Here is a 17,105-nt window from a genome sequence, read left to right on the forward strand (position 1 = left end):
CTCGGGCTGAAGGGATCCTCTCGTGGCGTCTCCTGGTGATCCGCCGTCCCCGGCCCCCCCGGTCGAGGTCGCTCCCGCACGGGGAGGGCCGCCCGGGGAGAGCCCCACGCACACCTGGGCGGTGGGCCTGCTGATGGCCGCGGCCCCCTGCTCCGTGCGCGAGGCGAAGCAGATCCTGCTCGCGGCGGCGGAGCTGGCCCGCGTCACCGCGGTGGAGGTGGCGGCGGCGATGGTCGCCGGCACGCTCGGGATGCCGATGCCCGTCCGGATCGAGCGGGCCCTGCGCCGGTCCCTGGAGGCGGCCCGTACCCCGCAACGCCCCGGGGTGGTCCAGTCGGTGGGGATCCTGCCGAGCCGGCTGCGCACCGAGGAGGTGCTGTCCCGGCTGCGCGGCTGCCAGGCCCGCCTGGCGGCCGCCCCGACGGACCCGGGCACCCTGCGGGCCATGGACGACGTCGCCTACACCCTGTGCGTGCTGATGGGCCGCCCCAGCACGCACCAGGCGGTCCTGGCGGCGGAGGCGCACCTGGCGGCCGCCGAGTAGACGCGCGCCCGGGGCCCCGCGCGACGGGACCCCGGGCGACGGCGTCACCAGGTGACGGGCAGCCGCTTCACACCGCGGATCAGCATGCCGGGGACCCACGGCAGCTTCGCCTCGTCGGCGTCGCCGGTGAGCCCCGGGAAGCGCTCCAGCAGCGAGCGCAGGGCGATGCGGCCCTCCAGACGGGCCAGCGGGGCACCCAGGCAGTAGTGCAGTCCGTGTCCGAAGGCGATGTGGCCGCGGGCGTCACGGCGGATGTCGAAGCGGTCCGGGTCCTCGAAGCGGGCCGGGTCACGGTCCGCGTCGGCCATGGCGATCAGGACGGTGGAGCGCTTGGGAATGACCACCCCGCCCATCTCCACGTCCTCCAGGGCCAGGCGCTCGGTGCAGGTCTCCACCGGGCCGTCGTAGCGGAGCATCTCCTCGATCGCGCCGTCGAGCAGGCCGAGGTCCGCGCGCAGGGCGGCGAGCTGCTCGGGGTGGGCGAACAGCGCGCGCAGGCCGTTGCCGATCATGTTGACGGTGGTCTCGTGGCCGGCGATGAGCAGCAGGACCGACATGCCGATCAGCTCGGACGGCGAGAGCCGGTCCCCGCCCTCGTCGACGGCGTGGATCATGGCGCTGAGCAGGTCGTCGCCGGGCTCGGCGCGCTTGGCTTCGATGAGGCCGCCCAGGTAGGCGATCATCTCCTGGTACGCGAGGGCCTCGGCCTCGGGGCTGGTGCGGGCGACCGCTTCGTTGGACCAGGCGCGGAAGGCGTCACGGTCCAGGCCGGGCACGCCCAGCAGCTCGCAGATGACGGTCATCGGCAGCGGGAAGGCCAGGGCCTCCAGGAGGTCGGTCCGGCGCTCCTCGTTCGCCTCCATGGCGTCGAGCAGTTCGTCGGTGATCTGCTGGATGCGCGGCGCCAGTTCCTCGATCCGGCGCGGGGTGAACGCCCGGGCCACGAGGCGGCGCAGCCGGGTGTGGTGCGGCGGGTCGGCCATGAGCATGTGGGCCAGCGCCGGGTTGTCCTGCTCGACGTTGATGATCTGGGTGATGTCGCCCGAGCGGAGCCAGTCACGGCTGAGCCGCGGGTCGTTGAAGGCCGTGCGACAGGCCTCGTAGCCGACGACCAGCCACAGCTCCTCGCCGTCCGGCGTGCGGACGTGGTGGACGGGTCCGCGTTCGCGGAGCCGGGCGTAGACCGGGTAGGGGTCGCGGACGAAGTCCGGACTCAGTTCCAGCAGGTCCACTATCTCGGTACCAAGCGCCATTGCAATCCCCCTGAATGCATGTGTTGCCGTGCACGGTCACACGCCGACGCGTGTGCACCCCACACAGTAGTCATGAACCGGCCGGGGCGGTCGGCCGGGCCCTTCCCCGTCGGGGCCGGGCGGCCGGTGGGGAAGGGCTCGGGGGCTTCTGCGTCCTCGTCAGCAGCCGAAGTCGACGCGGCGGAACGTGGCGTAGTGGTCGGCGGTGTAGTAGTCCTCGTGGTACTGCCGCCCGGTGACGATCCGTCGGGCCCCGCGCGTCGACGCGCCGGGGGTGATCACCGTGTACTCGTGGTAGTAGCCGGTGCTCTGCGACGGCAGGACGCGCTCGCGGTTCTGGAAGACGACGCCGTCCTGGGAGTACGGGAACGGCCCTCCCTGATCGATGAGTTCGAGGGTGTCGTACGCCTCGTCGGGCAGGGCGGAGTAGCAGACGCCGCCGACCGAGGCGACGGCGGCGGGTGCGGGGGCCGGTGCGGCGGTGGCGGCCTGACCGGTGAACAGGGTGGCGGCGACGGCGGCCGCGGCGGCCAGGGCAGCGAAGCGTGGGGGAATCCTCATGCGCCCCACACAACGCGCGTAGAGCGGGGTGCGTCAACGTCAACTCCCGCCTGTTCCACGCCTGTTCACCGAGGTGGCACCGGGTGTCGCCCGAACTCCCCCGGCCCTTAAGGCGCCGTTCCCCTGAGCGCGCCGCTCCGCTTCGCGCATCCCCTCAGGGCCGGCCGGGAGGGTGGCCGTCGCCGTCCGGGGACAGGTGGGCGACGACCTCGGCGAGCTCCTCGCAGGCCTCCTCGATCTTCAGCCGGACGTTGTTCTGCTCGGTCACCAGGGCCGCGAGCAGCAGCCCGGTCAGGGCCGCGGCGCCGTTGAGGGCCTGGAGGTTGACCATGATCTCCAGCAGGCTGCTCCCGGCGAACGGGCCGGCGTGGTCGGTGGCCGCCCAGATCGACAGCACGGACACGAGCAGGGCGCAGGGGGCCGCCCCGGCCAGCTGGAAGCGCACCGCGGCCCAGATGAGCAGTGGGAAGACCAGGAACAGCAGGGACAGGGTGCTGTGCGTGGTGACGACGGTCACGACGGTGGTCGCCGCCATCAGGGCCACCGCCTCGGCCACCCGCAGGGGATCGCGCGGCAGCCCGCCCCCGGGCACGGCCAGCAGCAGCGGGGTGACCAGCAGCACCCCCATGGCGTCGCCCGCCCACCAGGCCGCCCAGGTCGGCCAGAAGCTGCTCAGGGGCAGGTTGCCGGTCAGCACCAGGGTCCAGGCCCCGGCAGTCGCGCTGATCAGCATCGGGAGCAGCCCGCCCAGGAAGACCAGGGCCAGCCCGTCGCGCAGCCGGTCCAGCTCGGGACGGAACCCGGCCCGGCGCAGGAGCAGCAGCGCGCACACCGGGGCCAGGACGTTGCCCGCCACGATGCCCAGGTCGGCGGGGTGGAACGCGGCGAGCCCCTCGATGGCCAGGTACGTCCCGAGGGCGATTCCCGGCCAGACCCGCAGGCCGAACCGGAGCAGGGCGGCCACGGCGATGCCGGTCGGCGGCCACAGGGGGGTGACGACCGCGCCCGCGACCACCACCTGCCGCAGCAGGCCCAGCCGTCCGGTCGCGTAGTAGGCGGCGGCGACGGCGAGGACCAGCAGGAGCGTTCCGCACGTACGGCGCCACGGCCCCGCACGGCACCGTTGCAGGGTGCGCACCAGAGCATCAGACAACAGCCCGGGCGTCCCGGCCCGGTGTGACACGCGCGTCAGCCCCCGGGGCGACGGCCCTTCACCGGCCGTCCGGCCCCTCGGGGGCCGCCGTTCCGGGGCCGTCGTGGCTGAGGACGAGCACCGCGGCGTCGTCGGCGTGGCCGGTGGAGTCGGCGACCTTCATGACCTCGGCGGCCAGCTCGTCGGGGTCGCCGCCCGCCGCCTCGCGGACGATGCGCGACACCCGTTCCAGTCCCGCCTCGATGGGGAACGACGGGCCCTCCACCACGCCGTCGGTCAGCAGGACGATGGATCCCGCCGCCGTCAGCCGGCGCCGCGTGACCCCGTACCCGGCGCCGGGGGCCAGCCCCAGGGGCGGGCCGCCGGCGTCCTCGGCGATGCCGTGGCGCCCGTCGACGGTGGCCCAGACGGCGGGGACGTGGCCGGCCCGGGCTCCCTGGAGCTCGCCGGTGTACGGGTCGTAGCGCAGCAGGCTGCACGTGGCGAACAGCTCGCAGTCCATCGAGAGCAGGACGTCGTTGGCCCGGCCCAGCACCTCCCCCGGGTCGGAGACCACCCCCGCCACGGCGCGCAGGCAGACCCGCACCTGTCCCATGAAGGCGGCGGCCGCGACGTCGTGTCCCTGGACGTCGCCGATGGAGAAGGCGAGGGCGCCCTCGGGCAGCCGGAAGCCGTCGTACCAGTCGCCGCCGATGTCCAGGCCGTGCTGGGCGGGCGCGTACCGGGCCGCGGCCCGCAGCCCCGGCAGGACGGGCAGGGAGGCGGGCAGCATCTCGCGCTGGAGCGCCTGGGCCAGCTCGACCCGGGCGTGGTGCAGCTGGGCGCCCTCCCGCGCCTGGGCGGTGAGCCGCCCCAGCGTGCTCAGCAGATCGGCGCTGGCCGGCCGGGCGTGCCGCCGGCGCGGGGTCACGGACCACTCCCGGGTACGTCCATCTGCCTCTCTGCTCCCGCTGTGCGAAAGACCCAGGCACATCATATTTCGGCTCGGCTCCCGCCGCCCGGCGCCGGCGGGGGCCGGCCGGGCGGCCCGATCCCCCCGGGCCGGCCCGACCGGGCGGGGGCCGGTCCCGCAGGGGGTCCGGCGGGATCCTCCCTCGTGCCGGGCCGGGACGCCGCCGCGCGGACGGAATGCCGCGCCGCATTCCTCGTACGAACGGACAACGACTTTCGGCCGTGCTGCCGGTGACGGCACATCAGGCGTGCGCGGCGGCCTGGGTAGGCTCGTGATCACCGCGGCCGACCTCCGGGGCCCGGGAACCGCACCACCGAGCCGAGGAGCAACGTGCCCCTGTCCGCGAACCGCCGTCCCCTGAACCGACGTCTGGCCGTCGGTGCCGCCCTGCTGGCCGTGGTCGCCGGTGTGGCGCCCGCCACCGCCGCCCAGGCCGCGACCGCACCCTCCGCCGGGGCCCCGCACACCGCCGGACCCGCCCTGCCGGCGGCGGACATGGAAGCCGTCGACCAGGCGCTGCGCAACACCCTCGCCGCCGGAGCCCCGGGCGCGCTGGCCCGGATCACCGAGGGCGGCCGCGTCCTGAGCGCGACCGAGGGAGTGAGCGACAAGGTCACGGGGGCGGCCATGGACCCCCGGGCCCGCTTCCGGATCGGCAGCGTCACCAAGACCTTCTCCACCGTCGTGCTGCTCCAGCTGGTGAACGAGAAGAAGATCGAGCTGGACGTCCCGGTCAACCGCTACCTGCCGGGGCTGCTGCCCGACGACCGGATCACCGTGCGCCACCTGCTGACCCACCGCAGCGGGCTCTCGGACTACACGAACGCCATGTTCGACAAAACCGTGCCCGGCTTCGAGGCCGTCCGCAACAGGGTGTTCGGCTACCAGGAGCTGGTGAACCTCTCGCTGGCCGAGCCCCGGACGGGCGAGCCGGGTGCCTCCTACCAGTACTCGAACACCAACTTCGTGGTGGTCGGCATGCTCATCGAGAAGGCCACCGGCAACCCGGTGGCCAAGGAGTACGAGCGCCGCATCATCAAGCCGCTGAAGCTGCGGGACACCGCGTACGTGCACCCCGGCACGCAGATCTCCGGGCTGCACACCCACGGCTACCTCACCCCCGACGAGGCCGGGGCCCCGCTGGTCGACTCCACCGAGCAGACGGTGTCCTGGGCGCAGTCCGCCGGTGCGATGATCTCCAGCCCGGCGGACCTCAGCACGTTCATGTCCGCGCTGGTGGGCGGGAAGCTGGTGGCGCCGAAGCTGCTGGACCAGATGCTGACCATGACCCCGACCGACGCGGCCGGGACCCGCTTCTACGGGCTGGGGCTGCGCCGCTACGACCTGTCCTGCGGCACCTCGGTGTACGGGCACACGGGCACGGTGCAGGGGTTCTACACCTACGCGTTCACCACGCGCGACGGCAAGCGCAGCATGACGGCCATGGCGAACACCTCGAACCGGGGCGTCGCGAACACGGCCCTCGGCGCGACCCTGGAGGGGGCGTTCTGCGGCAAGAAGCCGGCCGCCGCCGCCAAGGCCCGCGGCTTCGCGTCCGCCCCGGCCGATGTGGACCTGCCGGAGCGCGGCGCCCGCTGACGGCCGTCCGCCGGGGACCGACCGTTCAGACCGGTCCCCGGCGGACGTACCAGCGGGCCGTGAGGACGGCGAGGGCCAGCCAGGCCGTCGCCAGGAGCCAGCCGGCGAGTACGTCGGAGAGCCAGTGCACGCCGAGGTAGACGCGGCTCAGGCCCACCGCCGCGCCCCAGACGAGGACCGGCACGGCGGCGGGCACGGGCGGACGCCCGGAGCGGCGCAGGGCGAGGGCCGCGAGCAGCAGTCCGGCGGTCAGCGCCCCCGTGGTGGCGTGACCGGACGGGAAGGCCCAGTTGTCGGCGTGGACCGCCCAGTCGGCGGCCGGGGGCCGGGGCCGGGCGAAGGCATACATCAGCCCGCGCCGCACGGCCTGGCCGGCGGCCAGGCACAGCACGAACCCGGCGACGGCCGTCAGCCGCTGCCGGGCGGTACGTCCGGCGTACAGGCCCGCCAGGACGACCAGGGCGTACGGCGGGATCCCCGTGCCGGTGCCGGTGACCGCCCGGGCCGCGGTCAGCGCGGCGGACGGCCGGTGTCCGGCGGACCAGGTGTGCGGGCCGGCGTCGAAGGGCAGCGGCCCGGTCGGCGCCAGGAGCACCCACAGGGCCAGCAGCGCGAACCCGGCCGAGGCCGCGAGGGCCACCCGGGCGGCGGGGCCGACGCCCCGCGGGCGGGGCGGGCGCCGTGGGTCGGGGACGGGGTCGGCCATGCGCGCCGCCTCTCACGGTCCGGGCGGGGGCGGAGCGGGCGCGATCCCGTCGTGCCTCCCCGGTGTACGGGGTCTCCGGCACTGTAGCCGTGGCCGGCGGGGTGCGCGGGGACGAACCCCCGTCAGAGGCCGACCCAGTAGCGGCGCTTGGGGCCGATCAGGGTGTCGCGTACGTCCTCCAGTACGCCGCCCGCCCGCTCGATGGTGCGCCGCGAGGGCTCGTTGCCCGGGTCGCAGGTCAGCAGGACCCGGTCCATGCCCATCACGCGGGCCTCGTGCAGGACCTGCTCCAGCGCCCAGCCGGCCAGGCCGCGCCGGCGCGCCGAGGGGCGGACGCTATAGCCGATGTGGCCGCCCGCGTCGAGCAGGAAGGCGTTGAGGTGGTGCCGCAGGTCGATGGCGCCCAGGTAGGTGTCGCCTTCGGCGATCCACCAGTACGTGGCGTGGACGCGCCCCTGTTCGACCGGGGCAGCGCGGTCCGCCTGGCGGTGCAGGCGCGCGGTCCAGGCGGCGAAGCCCTCGGGGGTCTCCACGTCGTCGGCGGAGCCCAGTCCGGCGCCGTCCATGTGGGCGTCGGGGCCCCATTCCGCCCGCGCTTCGAGCCAGGAGGAGTGCAGGTGCGGGGAAGGGGCGATCAGTTCGGGCATGCCCCGACCGTAACAGTCCGATCATCCGAGTATTCAGCCCCGCTCGTGCTCTTCCGCCGCCGGTCCGGCCCGCCCCCGGGCGAAACGGCCGGAAGGCGATCGGATAGTTTGCCGTCCGTTTACCCGAAGGCACCGAACCGCCCGCGTCCCCAGGAGCTCCGGCATGCGCCACCCCCTACGCCGCCCCGCACGGACGGCCGCTCTGGCCGCCGCCGCCCTGCTGGCGGTCCCCGCCCTGGCGGCCTGCGACGGCGGCGCCGAGGCCCCGGCGGCGACGAAGCCCCCGGCCCCCGCGAGCGGCCCCTCCCCCACCGCCCCGGCCGCGCTGCCCGCCGCCCTGACCGGGCAGAAGCCGACCTGGTCCTCCTGCCCGGCGCCCTCGGCGGCGCAGGGCGGCGGAAAGGCCCCCGGCGGGGACTGGGAGTGCGCGACGATGAAGGCGCCCCTGGACTACGCCGATCCCGGCGGCGAGACCCTGGACGTGGCGCTGATCCGCAAGAAGGCCACGGACACGGACAAGCGCCTGGGATCGCTGGTCTACAACTTCGGCGGCCCCGGAGCCTCCGGCGTCAGGACGCTGCCGCACGCCGCGAAGGACTACGAGAAGCTCGGCAGCGTCTACGACCTGGTCGGCTTCGACCCGCGCGGCGTGGGCGGCACCGCCCCGGTCACCTGCCTGGACGACAGGGCCCTGGACGAGGGGCCGGGCCCCTCCGACGCCGACCCCCTCGCCCCCGTCCGCACGTACACGCAGGCCTGCCGGCGCAACTCGGACAAGATCCTCCCGCACGTCGGCACGGCCGACACCGCCCGGGACATGGACCTGATGCGGCAGGTGCTCGGCGACGCGAAGCTGAACTACTTCGGCATCTCCTACGGCACCCGGCTGGGCGGCGTCTACGCCCACCTGTTCCCGAAGAACGTCGGCCGCACCGTGTTCGACGCCGTCGTCGACCCCACCTCCGACGAGCTCCAGGCGGGCCTCGGGCAGGCCAAGGGGTTCCAGCAGGCGCTGGAGCACGCCATGGCGTTCTGCCGGGACAAGTACGCCGCCAGGTGCCCCACCGGTGGCAGCACCGACGAGGGCAACCGCCGGATCGGCGACCTGCTGAAGAAGCTGGAGACACAGCCCGCCGCCACCAGGAGCGGGCGCAAGGTCACCTCCGACCTCGCGCTCACCGGCATCGCGGCCGGCCTCTACGACAAGGAGACCTGGGACTACCTCGTCCAGAGCCTGGCCGAGCTGCAGTTGCGCGGCACCGGGAACAACCTGCTCGCCCTCGCCGACGCCTACAGCGGGCGCGGAGCGGACGGCCACTACGACAACTCCGACGCCGCCCACACCGCGATCGGCTGCGCCGACACCAGCCACCGCTACACGGTGGAGGAGATGCGGGCCCAGGAGCCCGCCTTCCGCTCGGCTTCCCCGGTCTTCGGGCCGTCGATGGCCAAGGGCCTGCTCGCCTGCACCGACTGGCCGGTGCGCGGCACCTCCGACAGGCCCCAGGTGGCCGCCGAGGGCGCGGCCCCGATCCTCGTCATCGGCAACACCGGCGACCCGGCCACCCCCTTCGAGGGCGCCCGGCGGATGGCCGACGCGCTCGGGCGGGGCGTCGGCGTCAACCTGACGGTGAAGGGCGAGGGGCACGGGGTCTACGGCACCGACGTCTGCGCGACCAAGGCCGTCGACGCGTTCCTCGTCGACGGCACCGCGCCGGCCGACGGAACCGTCTGCCGCTGAGTTCCGCTTTGCCCCCTGTTCCGGCGTTTGCCCCGGCGCCCGTACCGACCTGTGTTCGGGTGCCGGGATTCCGCCACCTACACTTGTGCCGCCCGGCCGCCGGTGCCGGCTTCAGGGGAGCGACGTCCTAAGTGAGCAGCACCAGCAGTGAAGCGCCGATCTACGACCGGCTCGTACGCGAGCGCGGCGATGTCCCGGGACAGGTCCGCCGGGAGGCGGAGGAGATCCTCCACCACCTCGCCCAGGTGATGGCGGGCCGGCCCCCGTCGGGCGGCCTCCAGGGCTGGCGCACCCCGTAACGGGCCCGCCCCTCGCCGCCGATCCGCCGGTGGCGGTCGCCGCCATGGGCGGCGGGCGGAGTGTGGGGGCGGCACACATCGGCAGGGGGCGACGGGGATCCCTACCGTTCGGAGCATGACGAGCGGATCTCCCAGCATCGCGTCCGACGGCACCCAGGCCGGCCGGGCGGACGGTCACGGCCCGGCGGGCCGGGTGGCCCTGGTGACCGGTGGCGGCAGCGGCATCGGGCGCGCCTGCGCCGTGGCGCTGGCCGGGGCCGGTGCCTTCGTGCACGTCGTGGACGTCGACGCGGAGGCGGCCCGGGCCGTGGCCGCGCGGATCGGCGGGACGGCGCACACGGCCGACCTCGCGGACCCCGCCGCCGTCGACTCCCTGCCGGCCGCCGTCGACATCCTGGTCAACAGCGCGGGGCTGCAGCACGTCGCGGCCATCGAGGAGTTCCCGCCGGAGCGGTTCGAGCTGCTCCAGCGGGTGATGGTGCACGCCCCGTTCCTGCTGCTGCGCCGGACGCTGCCGTACATGTACGGGCGGGGGTGGGGGCGGGTGGTGAACATCTCCAGCGTGCACGGGCTGCGGGCCAGCGCCTTCAAGTCCGGCTACGTGGCGGCCAAGCACGCGCTGGAGGGGCTCAGCAAGGTCACCGCCCTGGAGGGCGCCCCCCACGGGGTGACGAGCAACTGCGTGAACCCCGGCTACGTCCGCACCCCGCTGGTGGAGCGGCAGATCGCCGCCCAGGCCGAGGCGCACGGCATCCCCGCCGAGCGGGTCGTCGAGGAGGTCCTGCTGCGCGGCTCCGCCATCAAGCGGCTGATCGAGCCCGAGGAGGTGGCCGCGGTGGCCCTGTGGCTGTGCGGCCCGCACACCGGGCACGTCACCGGCGCCTCGCTGCCGATGGACGGCGGCTGGACCGCCGCCTGACCCCGGGGGAGCCCTGTCCGGCGACGGCGGCGTCCTCGCGGGCCCGGAGCGCCGGGCCGGGCCGCGTGCGCGCGGTCCGCGCCGTCGCCCTGCGGCTTTGCCGGCGGGCCGCCCGGGAGGATCCTGGGAGCGGGGGCCAGGCACGGAGGAGGCACGCCATGACACACGCCGAGGAGTGGAGGGTGGACCTCTACCTCACGGAGGAGGGCGGCACGACCAGGGCCCGGGCCGTGCTCGACAACGGGAGGACCACGATGACCGGCAGCGGCCGCGCCCGGTGCAATCCGCAGGACGTGGACGTTCCCGCCATCGGTGACGAACTGGCCGCGAGCCGGGCGATGCGCGACCTGTCGGCCCGCCTGATGCGCGCCGCCGACCGCGACCTGGCCGCGATGGGCGCCGTTCCCGCCCCGCCGCGCACCGGCTACGGGTGGCCGGACGACGCCCGCCCGTAGCGGCGGTGGGGCGGGCGTCGGTTCCTGCCGGCGCAGGGCCGCCCGGCACGGGCCCGTCAGCAGATCCGCGGCAGCTGCTCCCCCAGCGGCAGGTCCACCACACGGGTACCGCCGAGGCCGGTGCGCGCCACGACCAGGCCCGGATGGGCCTCGACGGCCTCGCCGACGACGGCCGCGTTCCGGCCCAGCGGGTGCGCCCGCATGGCGTGGAGGACGGCTTCGGCGTGCTCGCGGGGGACGAAGGCGACCAGCTTGCCCTCGTTGGCCACGTAGAGCGGATCGAGGCCGAGGATCGCGCAGGCGTTCGCGACGGCCGGGGGGACGGGGACGCGTCCCTCGTGCAGGACGACGCCGGTGCCGGACGCGGCCGCGATCTCGTTGAGGGCGGCCGCGAGCCCGCCCCGGGTGGGGTCGCGCAGCACGTGCAGGTCGGGGGTGACCGCGAGCATCGCCCGGACGAGGCCGCCCAGGGCCGCGCAGTCGCTCTCGACGTCCACGCCGAACTCCAGGCCCTCCCGGACGCTCATGATCGCCACACCGTGCAGGCCGATCTCCCCGCTGACGATGACGACGTCACCGGGGACGACGCGCTGCGGGCGCAGGTCGACCCCGTCCGGGATCAGCCCGATCCCGGCGGTGTTGACGTAGATCCCGTCCCCGTGGCCCGCTTCGACGACCTTGGTGTCGCCGGTGGCCACCTCCACTCCCGCGGCCCGCGCGGCCGCTCCCATGTCCTGGGCGACGCGGGCGAGCGTGGCCGTCTCGACGCCCTCTTCGAGGATGAAGGCGCAGGACAGGTAGGCGGCGGCCGCCCCGCTCATGGCCAGGTCGTTGACCGTGCCGTTGACGGCCAGGCCGCCGATGCTGCCGCCCGGGAAGAACAGCGGGCGCACCACGTAGGAGTCGGTGGAGAAAGCCAGCCGGACGCCGCCGAGGCGCAGGGCCGCGGAGTCGCCGAGCTGTGCGAGGGCCTCGCCGCCGAACGCCGGCGCGAACAGGTGCTGCACCAGTTCCGCGGAGAGGGCTCCGCCGCCCCCGTGGCCCATCACCACACGAGGGCGGTCGCGGAGCGGTGCCGGGCAGGTCCAGCCGGTGACGTCGAGCGTGGTCTCAGACAACGGGGCTCGCCTCCAGCGGGGCGGTCGGGTCGGTGGGCTGGGCCGGGGGCGCGGTGGGCCGGGCCTGCGGGGGCCCGAGTTCCAGACGGCGGTAGAGGTAGTACGCGGCGCAGGCGCCCTCGCTGGAGACCATGGTGGCGCCGAGCGGGTTGCGCGGGGTGCACAGGGTGCCGAAGGCCTCGCACTCGTGCGGTTTGATCAGCCCCTGGAGCACCTCCCCGCTGCGGCAGGCGGCCGGCTCGCGGGTGGTGATGCCGGTGACGGAGAAGCGGTGTTCGGCGTCGTACTCCCGGTACCGCCCGGCCAGCCGCCAGCCGCTGCCCGGGATGACCCCGATGCCGCGCCAGGCCCGGTCGGTGACCTCGAAGACGTCCTCCAGCATGGCGAGCGCGGCCGGGTTGCCCTCGGGGCGGACGGCGCGCGCGTAGGCGTTCTCGACGGTGTGCTCACCGCGTTCGAGCTGCCGTACGGCCCGTCGTACGCCTTCGAGGATGTCGAGCGGTTCGAAGCCGGTGACGACGATGGGGACGCGGTGGCGGGCCGCGAGGTCTGGGTACTCGGCGGTGCCCATGACGCTGCACACGTGACCGGCGGCGAGGAATCCCTGGACCCGGCAGCCGGGCGAGCGCATGATCGCCTCGATCGCCGGGGGGACCCGGACGTGGGAGACGAGCAGGCTGAAGTTGGTGATGCCGAGCTTCCGGGCCTGGTGGACCGTCATGGCGTTGGGCGGGGCGGTGGTCTCGAAGCCGATGCCGAAGAAGACCACCTCGCGGTCCGGGTTCCGCCGGGCCACCTTCAGGGCGTCCAGCGGCGAGTAGACCACCCGGACGTCGCCGCCCTCACTGCGCACCTGGAAGAGGTCGCGGCCGGTCCCGGGGACGCGGAGCATGTCGCCGAACGAGCAGAAGATCACCTCGGGCCGGGAGGCGATCTCCAGGGCCTTGTCGATGACCTCCAGCGGGGTGACGCACACCGGACAGCCGGGCCCGTGGATCAACTCGATCTCATCGGGCAGGAGTTGGTCGATGCCGTGCCGGATGATGGTGTGGGTCTGCCCGCCGCACACCTCCATGAGCGCCCAGGGGCGGGTGACGGTGGAGCGGATGTCGTCGAGGAGCCTGCGGGCGAGGGCGGGGTCCTGGAACTCGTCGATGTACCTCACCGCCGGGCCTCCGTCCCGTCGCCGAGCCGGGCGGCCTCGGCCTGTTCCCAGGGGTCGCCGAACTCCTCCTGGAGCATGCCGAGTTCGGCGAACAGGTCGAGCGTCTTGCGGGCCGACTCCTCGTCGAGCCGCTGGAGCGCGAAACCCACGTGCACGATGGCGTACTCGCCCACCCGGAGGTCCGGGAGGTACTCCAGGCACACCTCCTTCTGTACGCCGCCGAAGTCGACGGTGGCCATGCGGGTGCCGTCCCTCTCCGCGATCTCAAGCACTCTGCCGGGTACCGCCAGACACATGGGGCTCTCCTCGTGACGGATCGTGTGCGGCGGTGGCGGCCGCGGCCGCCACCATGAGCTGGCCGAGCGCCAGGCCGCCGTCGTTGGGCGGCACCCGGTGCTGGCGCAGGACGGTGAACCCCCGGGCGCGCAGCCTCCGGGCGCACGCGGAGGACAGGAGGGTGTTGCAGAAGACCCCGCCGGTCAGGGCGACGGTGTCCAGGCCGTGCCCGGCGCGGGCGAGTTCGCAGAGGTCGGCGACCAGGTCCGCGACCGCGGCGTGGAAGCGGGCGGCGACCGGCTCCGGGGCCGCGCCCGCCCGTACGTCGGCCACCGCCGCGGCCAGGACCGGTGCCGGGTCGGCGACGACCGGGCCCCGCGCCCCGGGTGCGGGCACGCGCAGGCCGAAGGCGTACGCGCGGCCTTCCGCGGGCGCCCGGAGGGCGGCGGCCTCCAGTTCGACGGCGGCCTGGGCCTCGTAGCCGGCGTGCTGGCAGACGCCGGCCAGCGAGGAGACGGCGTCGAAGAGCCGGCCCATGCTGGAGGTGGGCGCGCAGTTCAGTTCGCGGGCCAGCTGGGTTTCCAGTACCCGGAGTTCGCCGGCCGGGCAGGCGGCGACGCAGGGCAGGTCCGGTGTCCGGGCGAGGCCGGCGGCGCGCAGGTGGGACAGGGCCATGCGGTAGGGGCGGCGCACGGCCGCGTCGCCGCCGGGCAGCGGTACGTAGGCGAGGTGGGCGAAGCGGGTGTAGCCCGTGTAGTCGGCGAGGAGGACCTCCCCGCCCCACACCGCGCCGTCGTCCCCGTACCCGGTGCCGTCGAAGGCGACGCCGATCACCCGGCGGGTGCCGTCGTGGCCGTGTTCGGCCAGCGCTGAGGCGATGTGCGCGTGGTGGTGCTGGACGGGGACCAGCGGGCGGCCCGCCGCGTGGTCGCGGGCCCAGCGGCCTGAGCGGTAGCCGGGATGGCGGTCGGCGGCCAGCAGGGCCGGGGTGACCCCGGTGAGGGCCGACAGCTGCCGCTGCGCGTGGGTGAACGCGGTCTGCGTGGCGAGGTCGTCCATGTCGCCGATGTGGGCGGACGGCCAGGCACGGCGGCCCTCGGCCAGGCAGAAGGCGTTCTTGAGGTCGCCGCCGACGGCGAGGGTGGCGGGGACCGGCAGGGGGAGGGTGATGGGCAGCGGGGCGTAGCCGCGCGAGCGGCGCAGGAGCAGGGGGGCGCCGTCGCAGACGCGGACGACGGAGTCGTCGCAGGGGACGTGGATGGGGCGGTCGTGGGTGAGCCAGGCGTCGGCCAGGTGGGCGAGGCGCTCCAGGGCTTCGGTGTCGTCGGTGACGATGGGTTCGCCGGAGAGGTTGCCGCTGGTCATGACGAGCAGGCGGGGGCCCGGCGGGTCGCCGGGCAGGCCGAGCAGCAGGTGGTGGACGGGGGTGTACGGGAGCATCACGCCGAGGTCGGGGCTGCCCGGGGCGACGGCGTCGGCCAGGCCCGCGGGGGGCGCGGCGGCGCGGCGGCGGAGCAGGACGACGGGGCGGACGGTGCCGGTGAGCAGCTCCCGTTCCGCGGGGCCCACGTCGGCGAGCCGTTCGATGTCGGTCAGGTCGCGGGCCATCAGCGCGAAGGGCTTGTCCCCCCGTTCCTTGCGGCGCCGCAGCGCGGCCACGGCGGCGGCGTTGCCGGCGTCACAGGCCAGGTGGTAGCCGCCGAGCCCCTTCACGGCGAGGACGGCGCCGTCGGACAGGAGGCGGCGGGCCCGCGCGACGGGGTCGGCGGTGGTCTCCTCGCGGGGCGGGTGCCCGGTGAGCAGCCGGAGGCGGGGCCCGCAGGCCGGGCAGGCGACGGGCTGGGCGTGGAAGCGGCGGTCGGCGGGATCGGCGTACTCGCGGGCGCAGTCGGGGCACATCGGGAAGCGGGCCATGGTGGTGTGGGCGCGGTCGTAGGGCAGCCCGGTGACGATGGTGAAGCGGGGTCCGCAGTGGGTGCAGGTGATGAAGGGGTGGCGGTGGCGGCGGTCGGCCGGATCCGCGAGTTCGGCGAGGCAGTCGGCGCAGGTGGCGGTGTCCGGGGAGACCAGGGTGCGGGGCGGGCCGCCGGTGCGGGAGGCGACGATGGTGAAGCCGGCGCCGCCCGCGAGGGGGACCGTGCGGTGGTCGACGGTGTCGACGACGGCCAGGGGCGGCGCGTCGGCGGCGAGGCGCTCGCAGAACGCCGCCACCGCCGAGGGCGGTCCCTCGACCTCGGCGACCACGCCCTCGGAGGTGTTGGTGACGTGCCCGGCCAGGCCGAGGGTGGTGGCGCGGGTGTACACGTACGGGCGGAAGCCGACGCCCTGGACCACGCCGCGGACCGTCACGCGGCGGCGTTCCGCGGCCTCCATCAGCGGGGCCCGGCCGTGGTGGCGGGGGCCGGGTGCGGGTGGCTGTGCGGGTGGGGCGGTGAGGGGGACGCCGCGGGGGCGTCCGCCGCCGGGTCCTGTGCCCCTTCCGCCTGCAAAGGCGCGTCGTCGTGGACGTGGGCGGCCCGGGGCTGCCGGGACATCACCGGGGTGTGGGGGCGCGTGCCGCCCGCGATGGCGAGGGCGTGGTCGAGGAGGAGGCCCGTGCCCTCGGCCGAGCGGGAGGAGGTGCGCAGGATCCGCACCCCCGGGTTGACCCGCAGGACGTTCGCGCGGAACGCCGCCTCGTCGAACTCGACGGCCTTCGCGAGGTCGGTCTTGGTGATGACCACCAGCTGGGCCAGCCCGAAGGCGGTCGGGTACTTGAGGGGTTTGTCCTCGCCCTCCGTCACCGAGGCCAGCACCACCCGCAGGGACTCGCCCAGGTCGTAGGAGGCCGGGCAGACCAGGTTGCCGACGTTCTCGACGAACAGGAGGCGGGTGTCCGGCGGGAGCCAGTCGTCCAGGTGGCGGCCCAGCATGTGCGCTTCGAGGTGGCAGAGTCCGTCGGTGAGGATCTGCTTGACCGGGACGCCCGAACGGGCCAGCCGGGTCGCGTCGTTCTCGGTCGCGAGGTCGGCGGTCAGGGCGGCCACCGGAACGCCGCGCTTCCGGGCGAGCGTCAGTTCCTGTTCCAGCAGGGCCGTCTTCCCGCTGCCCGGGCTGGAGAGCAGGTTGACCACCGCCGTTCCGCGGGCGGTGAGTCCGGCGCGCAGGGCCTCTGCGGCCCCGTCGTTCTTCGCGAGCACCGCTTGTCGCAGTTCGACCTCTCGGCACACGGTCAGGCCTCCTCGGGGATCGGTTCGAGGGCGTCGTCCCAGACCACGCGGAGGATCCGCAGTTCGCGCCCCGAGAGGAGCTCCACCGCGGTGGCCTTCCCGCAGCCCGGGCAGGACAGGTCGGGGGGCATGCCGGCGGCCCACTCCCCCGCGCAGGTCGCACAGCGGGCGCGGGCGGCCACGGTGCGGGTCACGAGTTCGGCGCCTTCGAGGGGCGTCGCGGTGCAGGCCAGTCCGAAGGAGAAGGCCAGCGCGTCGGGGACGACACCGGCCAGTTCCCCGATCTCCAGCTCCACGCGGCTCACGGAGCGTGCCGCTCCGGCCTGGGCCGCCTCCGCCACCTGGTCCACGACGGCCATGGCGATCGACATCTCGTGCATCGGACTCCGTCCTGCCGGGCCTCATTACAGCGGCAGGACGGGGACGGGAGCGGCGGGCACGCCGACGCGCCGCCGGCCCCGTACTCCGTTCGGACCCGCCCGGCCCATGGGAGAGCGGCCCGGAGCAC

18 protein-coding genes are annotated in these 17,105 nt (G+C 74.9%); 6 read left to right on the plus strand and 12 right to left on the minus strand.

Going from position 1 to position 17,105, the window contains the following annotated elements:
• Nucleotides 1-121 precede the first annotated feature (121 nt).
• Nucleotides 122-544, plus strand: coding sequence for a DUF5133 domain-containing protein (locus WDV06_RS17180; protein WP_395510625.1), 423 nt, complete (start codon nucleotides 122-124; stop codon nucleotides 542-544).
• A 44-nt stretch (nucleotides 545-588) separates the two neighbouring features.
• Here the strand turns inward: WDV06_RS17180 and WDV06_RS17185 are convergent, their stop codons facing one another.
• From WDV06_RS17185 to WDV06_RS17200, 4 genes are all read right to left on the minus strand, one after another.
• Nucleotides 589-1,797 carry a cytochrome P450 family protein gene (locus WDV06_RS17185; RefSeq protein ID WP_395510626.1) on the minus strand — a complete coding sequence of 403 codons (1,209 nt, stop codon included), beginning with the start codon at nucleotides 1,795-1,797 and terminating at the stop codon, nucleotides 589-591.
• 159 nt (nucleotides 1,798-1,956) lie between these two features.
• On the minus strand, nucleotides 1,957-2,358 hold the full coding sequence (locus WDV06_RS17190) for a guanyl-specific ribonuclease (RefSeq protein WP_395510627.1): 402 nt from the start codon (nucleotides 2,356-2,358) through the stop codon (nucleotides 1,957-1,959).
• A 154-nt stretch (nucleotides 2,359-2,512) separates the two neighbouring features.
• Nucleotides 2,513-3,496, minus strand: coding sequence for an MASE1 domain-containing protein (locus WDV06_RS17195; RefSeq protein ID WP_395510628.1), 984 nt, complete (start codon nucleotides 3,494-3,496; stop codon nucleotides 2,513-2,515).
• 73 nt (nucleotides 3,497-3,569) lie between these two features.
• Nucleotides 3,570-4,421, minus strand: coding sequence for a PP2C family protein-serine/threonine phosphatase (locus tag WDV06_RS17200; protein WP_395510629.1), 852 nt, complete (start codon nucleotides 4,419-4,421; stop codon nucleotides 3,570-3,572).
• Between the two features lie 372 nt (nucleotides 4,422-4,793).
• On the opposite strand from WDV06_RS17200, the gene WDV06_RS17205 reads away from it, so the two are divergent.
• Nucleotides 4,794-6,062 carry a serine hydrolase domain-containing protein gene (locus WDV06_RS17205; RefSeq protein WP_395510630.1) on the plus strand — a complete coding sequence of 423 codons (1,269 nt, stop codon included), beginning with the start codon at nucleotides 4,794-4,796 and terminating at the stop codon, nucleotides 6,060-6,062.
• Nucleotides 6,063-6,087: 25 nt separating this feature from the next.
• Here the strand turns inward: WDV06_RS17205 and WDV06_RS17210 are convergent, their stop codons facing one another.
• Both WDV06_RS17210 and WDV06_RS17215 read right to left on the minus strand, forming a co-directional pair.
• Nucleotides 6,088-6,768, minus strand: a complete 681-nt coding sequence (locus WDV06_RS17210; protein ID WP_395510631.1) for a phosphatase PAP2 family protein — start codon at nucleotides 6,766-6,768, stop codon at nucleotides 6,088-6,090.
• Nucleotides 6,769-6,890: 122 nt separating this feature from the next.
• Nucleotides 6,891-7,415 carry a GNAT family N-acetyltransferase gene (locus WDV06_RS17215; protein WP_395510632.1) on the minus strand — a complete coding sequence of 175 codons (525 nt, stop codon included), beginning with the start codon at nucleotides 7,413-7,415 and terminating at the stop codon, nucleotides 6,891-6,893.
• Nucleotides 7,416-7,578: 163 nt separating this feature from the next.
• Between WDV06_RS17215 and WDV06_RS17220 the strand changes: the two genes are divergently transcribed.
• From WDV06_RS17220 to WDV06_RS17235, 4 genes are all read left to right on the plus strand, one after another.
• Entirely contained in the window at nucleotides 7,579-9,156 is a 1,578-nt protein-coding gene (locus tag WDV06_RS17220) for an alpha/beta hydrolase (protein ID WP_395510633.1), read from the plus strand.
• Nucleotides 9,157-9,287: 131 nt separating this feature from the next.
• Nucleotides 9,288-9,455 (plus strand): hypothetical protein, encoded by a 168-nt coding sequence (locus tag WDV06_RS17225; protein WP_344167213.1) that lies wholly within the window; start codon nucleotides 9,288-9,290, stop codon nucleotides 9,453-9,455.
• A 115-nt stretch (nucleotides 9,456-9,570) separates the two neighbouring features.
• A complete protein-coding gene (locus WDV06_RS17230) occupies nucleotides 9,571-10,374 on the plus strand; it encodes a 3-hydroxybutyrate dehydrogenase (protein WP_395510634.1) in 804 nt (267 codons plus the stop codon).
• A gap of 158 nt (nucleotides 10,375-10,532) precedes the next feature.
• Nucleotides 10,533-10,829, plus strand: a complete 297-nt coding sequence (locus WDV06_RS17235) for a DUF1876 domain-containing protein (protein WP_395510635.1) — start codon at nucleotides 10,533-10,535, stop codon at nucleotides 10,827-10,829.
• 56 nt (nucleotides 10,830-10,885) lie between these two features.
• Here the strand turns inward: WDV06_RS17235 and hypE are convergent, their stop codons facing one another.
• The 6 genes from hypE to WDV06_RS17265 are packed head-to-tail and all read right to left on the minus strand — an operon-like array spanning nucleotide 10,886 to nucleotide 16,977.
• Nucleotides 10,886-11,947 carry a hydrogenase expression/formation protein HypE gene (hypE, locus tag WDV06_RS17240; RefSeq protein WP_395510636.1) on the minus strand — a complete coding sequence of 354 codons (1,062 nt, stop codon included), beginning with the start codon at nucleotides 11,945-11,947 and terminating at the stop codon, nucleotides 10,886-10,888.
• Nucleotides 11,940-13,112, minus strand: coding sequence for a hydrogenase formation protein HypD (hypD, locus tag WDV06_RS17245; RefSeq protein ID WP_395510637.1), 1,173 nt, complete (start codon nucleotides 13,110-13,112; stop codon nucleotides 11,940-11,942). Before hypD ends, hypE begins: the two co-directional genes overlap by 8 nt.
• Complete coding sequence (locus WDV06_RS17250) at nucleotides 13,109-13,408, minus strand: HypC/HybG/HupF family hydrogenase formation chaperone (RefSeq protein WP_395510638.1); 300 nt, start codon at nucleotides 13,406-13,408, stop codon at nucleotides 13,109-13,111. The genes hypD and WDV06_RS17250 overlap by 4 nt, the downstream gene beginning before the upstream one ends.
• The gene (hypF, locus tag WDV06_RS17255) at nucleotides 13,377-15,761 is read right to left on the minus strand and encodes a carbamoyltransferase HypF (protein WP_395510639.1); all 2,385 of its coding nucleotides are present in this window, start codon (nucleotides 15,759-15,761) and stop codon (nucleotides 13,377-13,379) included. The genes WDV06_RS17250 and hypF overlap by 32 nt, the downstream gene beginning before the upstream one ends.
• Nucleotides 15,761-16,597, minus strand: coding sequence for a hydrogenase nickel incorporation protein HypB (gene hypB / locus WDV06_RS17260; protein ID WP_395510640.1), 837 nt, complete (start codon nucleotides 16,595-16,597; stop codon nucleotides 15,761-15,763). The genes hypF and hypB overlap by 1 nt, the downstream gene beginning before the upstream one ends.
• A gap of 2 nt (nucleotides 16,598-16,599) precedes the next feature.
• Nucleotides 16,600-16,977 carry a hydrogenase maturation nickel metallochaperone HypA/HybF gene (locus tag WDV06_RS17265; RefSeq protein ID WP_395510641.1) on the minus strand — a complete coding sequence of 126 codons (378 nt, stop codon included), beginning with the start codon at nucleotides 16,975-16,977 and terminating at the stop codon, nucleotides 16,600-16,602.
• Nucleotides 16,978-17,105: the final 128 nt, after the last annotated feature.

The organism is Streptomyces racemochromogenes (assembly GCF_044129415.1).
In the GTDB taxonomy this organism is placed as follows: domain Bacteria; phylum Actinomycetota; class Actinomycetes; order Streptomycetales; family Streptomycetaceae; genus Streptomyces; species Streptomyces racemochromogenes_A.